Origin of the sequence: Streptomyces sp. FH025, assembly GCF_017427025.1 — a bacterium.
GTDB lineage: Bacteria > Actinomycetota > Actinomycetes > Streptomycetales > Streptomycetaceae > Kitasatospora.
In genome coordinates, this window is sequence record NZ_JAFLNG010000589.1 from 1 (window position 1) to 4,932 (window position 4,932).

Sequence of the window (4,932 nt, forward strand, 5' to 3'; positions counted from 1 at the left end):
GGCCGCCTCGGCGGCCGCACCCTGCGGGGTGCCCGCCGGGCGGGACACCGCCCGGCGACGACGGCGCGGCGGCGCGGCGGACGCGCCCTCGCCACCGGTCGCGGCGGTTTCGTTCTGTTCCGTTGCCGCAGACTGCTGCGGATCGGTGTTATCGAGCATGCGGGTGGATCTCCCGTCAGGCCCCCGGGCTCCACATCCGGGCACGGCTCGGCACCGGTGGGCGGCCGGCATCGCGACGATGCTCGGGCCGGACCCTTTCACGGTGCCGCCGCGCGGACGCGAAGCCGCACAGGGGCTCGTAGTCTCGCTCGGCGCCCCGCGCTCGGCGGGGTGTCGAAAGTCTTCTGGTCTGACCAGTCTTCTGAGGTTTTCCCAAGCTGCGCCGTCCCCCAACCCCGGGTGGCTCCCGGACGGGGTCCCGGGCCCACCGACCGTCCTGGTCGGCGGGCCCCGAGTGGCCGGCCTGTGCTGCGACGACGCTCGCTCCCCTGGGGAGCCGCGGAAACCCTGGAGGGCCGTCGGGTCCAGTGAGGCACTGGACCCGGCCTCCGCCCCCTAGGCGGACGCGGTAGCGCGCGGCCCGGCAGCCGTTTCTCAGCCGGCCGGGGCCGCGGCGCGGTCGAGCGCCAGCGGGTCGGTCACCGTGCCCGACTCCTCGTCGAGCGGCCCCTGCGCCAGCCTGGTCACCTCTGCGGGGACCGGCGGCGCCAGGTCGGCCGTCGCACGGAGACCGGACAATACGTCGTCGGGTCGTACGGCGGGTGTGGCGTGTCGTACTACCAGGCGCAGTATCGCACAGGGACGGCCGGTCCGAACATCGCGGTCCGTTCCGGCGGCCGTGTCCGTACCGGCGTCGACCTGCGGCTCGACGGCTTCGAGTGCCGCCACCGCACCGCGCGCGTCGAAGACCCGCACGCCGTTCTTGGTCCGGCGCTCGACCTCGACCTTCTCCTCGGCGAGGAACCGCGCGACCGCCGAAGCGGCCTCCACCGGCTCCACGCCGTCCAGCCGGACCAGCCACTCGGAGGCCTCCAGGCGCTCCACGAAGTTGGGCGTCCGGACCTCGACCGCGTCGATCACGTCCAGACCCGCCGGCAGCGACCCGTCCAGCTGCGCCCGCAGCTGCTCGGGATCGCGCACGGCGGCCAGGCCGATCTCCAGGTACTCCGCCTCGCTCGCCACCCCGGTCGGGGCCGCGTTGGCGTAGGACACCTTCGGGTGCGGGGTGAAGCCGGCCGAGTAGGCCATCGGAACGGCGGACCGGCGCAGGGCGCGCTCGAAGGCGCGCTGGAAGTCGCGGTGGCTGGTGAAGCGGAGCCGGCCGCGCTTGGTGTAGCGGAGACGAATCCGCTGCACCGTCGGCGCGGGCGGCGGACCGTCGGGCGTACGGCGTGCCAGGGTCGCTCAGTCCTTTAGTCAATTGTCCCCGTCCGGCGCGGCGCTTTCCCGCCACTGCCCGGACTCTGTCACCTCAAAGGGTACGCGCCCCGCCGCACCCCTCGCTCCGCCCCTGGTCAGCCACACTCCTAGGCCCCCGTCCGGAACACACCGAACGGGGGCCGAGGAACGTACGACGCCTACTTGTTGACGACCGTCAGCGGCAGCATCTTCTTGCCCGTCGGGCCGATCTGGATGTGGGTGTCCATCTGCGGCCATATGGACATAGATCCAAAAAGCTCGCTACCGTCCCTGACATGGGACGAGGTGCGAAGCGCGCCGTATCGGCGCAGCAGCGACAGCAGCAGTACGACGTGGACGCCGAGTGGTCGCCGGCGGACCTGAAGCTCCTGAAGGATCTGAAGCGGGCGGAAGCCCAGTTGCCCGAGGATGCTCCCCGAGCTCTCCTCTCCATCCGGCTGAGCGTGCTCACGGACGAGACGACGTCTCCGGTCCGACAGGAGCTGGACCTGCGCATCCTGGCCCGCGACATGGGCGTGCGCGTGATCGGGGTGGCGAGTGACCTCAACGTGAGCGCCACGAAAGTCCCGCCGTGGAAGCGCAAGCAGCTCGGGGACTGGCTGAACAACCGGGCGCCGGAGTTCGACGTCCTGCTGTTCTGGAAGCTTGACCGCTTCGTGCGACGGCTCTCGGACCTCAGCACCATGATCGACTGGTGCCTGAAGTACGGGAAGAACCTCGTCTCCAAGAACGACGCCATCGACCTGACCACCGTGGTCGGCAAGGTCATGATCACGCTGATCGGCGGGATCGCCGAGATCGAGGCGGCCAACACCTCCACCCGCGTCACCAGCCTCTGGGACTACGCCAAGACCCAGGCGGAATGGCTGGTCGGCAAGCCGCCCTACGGCTACAAGACGGTCGTGGACGAGAACGGCAGGACCGTCCTGGCCATCGATGAGACCGCCTACAAGGTGCTGCACTGGAGCCGGCGCCGGGCGTCGAAGATCTCCGCGTCGAGGCAGGTGCGGATCATCAAGCGCGCAGGCGTCCCGGGCTCCGAGGGACTGACCACGTCCACCCACCTGCGGAGGCTCAGGAACCCCGCGCTCATGGGGTACCGGGTAGAGGAGGACAGGAGTGGGGTCGGCCGGAAGTCGAAACTGATCCTCGGCAAGGACGGCAAGCCGATCAAGGTCGCCGAGGCGGTCTTCACGGAGGACGAGTTCGCCCAGCTCGGCAGGGACCTCGACAGGTGGGGAAAGAACCAGCCCGCCCGACAGGAGGGCGGAGCCACCAAATTCCTCGGAGTCTTCGTGTGCGAGGACTGCGACACCAACATCACGGTGCAGGTCACGACGACCAAGGGCGTCCAGTACAAGTACATGCGGTGCAGCGGCTGCAAGGGCGGCGGGGCCGGGGTGAACGACCCGGACGGAGTCAATGCGGCCCTCGTACGGGACGTGCTCAAGGTGCTCGGCGACGAGCCGGTCCTGGTCAGGGAGTACGCCAAGGGCGCCGAGGCCCTGAAGAGGAAGAATCAGCTGGAGGAGTCCGTCTCCTACTACATGAAGGGCTTGGAACCCGGCGGACGCTTCGCCCGCACCTCGTTCACCCAGGAACAGGCGGAGGAGACACTGAACCAGCTCATTGACGAATTGGCGACCATCGACCCCGAGTCCACCAAGGACCGGTGGGTCAACGCGGCCAACGGCAAGACCTTCCGGGAGCACTGGGAGGCAGGAGGCATGGAGGCCATGGCTGCCGACCTGCTCCGTGTGGGCGTGACCTGCAAGGTCACCCGCACCAAGATCCCGGGGCAACGCCAGCCCGCTGTGCACCTCAAGCTCAGGATCCCCAAGGACTACCGCGATCGGCTGGTCATCAAGGAAGACGACTTCGCGAGCAAGCTCTGACACCGGTAGCCCCCGTCATCGTGGCGGGGGCTACCGGCGATCAGTGCTTGGCCGAGTCGTACGGCTCTTCTCGGCCCTCATCGTCCACGATGACAATCTCGCTCTCGATGATCGCGGCTCGGGCCGCCTTCCGTCGCGATGGAGCCGGTACCGCCACGCGAGAACCGGTCGACAGTCCGGCCCTCGCGTCCTTGGTAGTCACGCCCTCTCCCCTACCTGCTCCGTACGGACGATCTCCCGGTTGGTGGCGAGGTCTTCGGCAATGCCGGCAGCGATGAGCGCTTCGGCCGGAGTGTGACCGGTTCCGACGAAGCGCCAGGCACCTTCGACCGCGGTCTCGCTGTCCCAGTCGGCGTACAGGCCACGGGCATGTTCGGCACGGGCGGCTCTGAGCTGCCCATATGTAGTGGAGTAGGACCGTGTCTTGGTGAGGCAGTGCCCCCGGTAGCCGAGCATGTGGGCCCAGGCACGTAGGCGCAGGTGCTGCAGTTCGGGCAGCCCACCGAGACGCCAGGCCGTGGCGATCAGGGCTCGGACGTGCGGAGTGACACGCAGAGCCCGTATCTCTGCAAGGGAGGTGATGCGGCGGTCGACAGCGCCAGCGGCCTCCACGCTCTTGCTCGTGTACTTAGCGACGTAGGCAGCCACAGCGTCGTCCGTGAGTCGTTCACCTTGCCCGTTGGTGAGGGGGTGGGCGTCGAGCTGGGCACCGAAGCCGAACCGTCCTCCGCCGTAGGCCGCCGAGTCGGGGCAGGGCAGCGCCACGACAGCAGCCGCCGAACGGACGGCCTCCAGGAGGAGATCTCCCGTTGCCCAGGACGGAGGCGGGCTGGCGGGCCCATCGGATCCATCGAGTCGGATGACGGCGTGGAAGTGGATAGCACCGCGCTTCTGATACTCGGCGACCTTGGCGGCCGAGACCCGAACCAGGGTGCGCACCTCCGACCGGCCAAGAGCCGCGCGGGCAGCGAGGTGGTTATAGAGGTTGTCGCGAAAGGCCTTCCACAGCGCCGGGGCCATGGCGTTCCAGAGGATGTGGCCCGGGTAGTCGTAGCAGTCGGCACAGAGCGGCTGACCAATGAGCGGGTCGGTGTCCAGGTGGGTCCGGCCGCAGCCGTGCCACCTGCCGTGTTCGCAGCGTCGGCGCCGGGTCGGATGGCACTCTCCCGCCCGGTGGACCGGCCCGAACGAGGGCGCGGTCAGGGTGACGAACAGCCGTGGGCGCGTCCGTACCGCTTCCGGGACGCCCTTGCCGCCGACCAGGCCGGAGCGGACCAGGTGGAAGGTGTCGCCGCTGTGCTCCCGGGAGCAGGATGCACAACGGGAGGCCCGGCGGTTCCGGCAGCGGACGGCGAGCCGGCCACCGGGTTCGGTGGCGGTCGAGTAGTGACGCAGGACTTCACCGGTGTCGCCGTCGAGGGTGGTGGTGTGCCCGGCGAGGTAGACCGGTTCGGCACAGCCGCCAGTGGCCCGGATCTGCTCCAGCCAGCGACTCAGGTCCGGCATCTCACCGAGGCGGATGAAATCACGCTCCACCGAGGGTAGTTGGCGCAGCCGCGCCTTCCGGTCGAGGAAGGCGCGGCGTGCAGTGGGGTCGGTGTACGGGTTGGTGCTGGCG

General features: G+C 69.4%; 3 protein-coding genes. 1 reads left to right on the plus strand and 2 read right to left on the minus strand.

The window, feature by feature from the left end; genetic code table 11:
• Positions 1 to 594: 594 nt before the first annotated feature.
• Positions 595 to 1,356, minus strand: a complete 762-nt coding sequence (locus J0670_RS29995; RefSeq protein WP_207814845.1) for a TIGR03936 family radical SAM-associated protein — start codon at positions 1,354 to 1,356, stop codon at positions 595 to 597.
• A 338-nt stretch (positions 1,357 to 1,694) separates the two neighbouring features.
• Between J0670_RS29995 and J0670_RS30000 the strand changes: the two genes are divergently transcribed.
• Positions 1,695 to 3,314 carry a recombinase family protein gene (locus J0670_RS30000; protein WP_207814846.1) on the plus strand — a complete coding sequence of 540 codons (1,620 nt, stop codon included), beginning with the start codon at positions 1,695 to 1,697 and terminating at the stop codon, positions 3,312 to 3,314.
• Between the two features lie 198 nt (positions 3,315 to 3,512).
• Here J0670_RS30000 and J0670_RS30005 read toward each other — a convergent pair whose 3' ends face one another.
• Complete coding sequence (locus J0670_RS30005; protein ID WP_374223193.1) at positions 3,513 to 4,850, minus strand: replication initiator; 1,338 nt, start codon at positions 4,848 to 4,850, stop codon at positions 3,513 to 3,515.
• Positions 4,851 to 4,932 lie beyond the last annotated feature (82 nt).

Excerpts from the sequence above, each read along its gene's own strand:
- J0670_RS30000 (WP_207814846.1), top strand. The coding sequence starts at position 1,695 with ATGGGACGAGGTGCGAAGCGCGCCGTATCGGCGCAGCAGCGACAGCAG.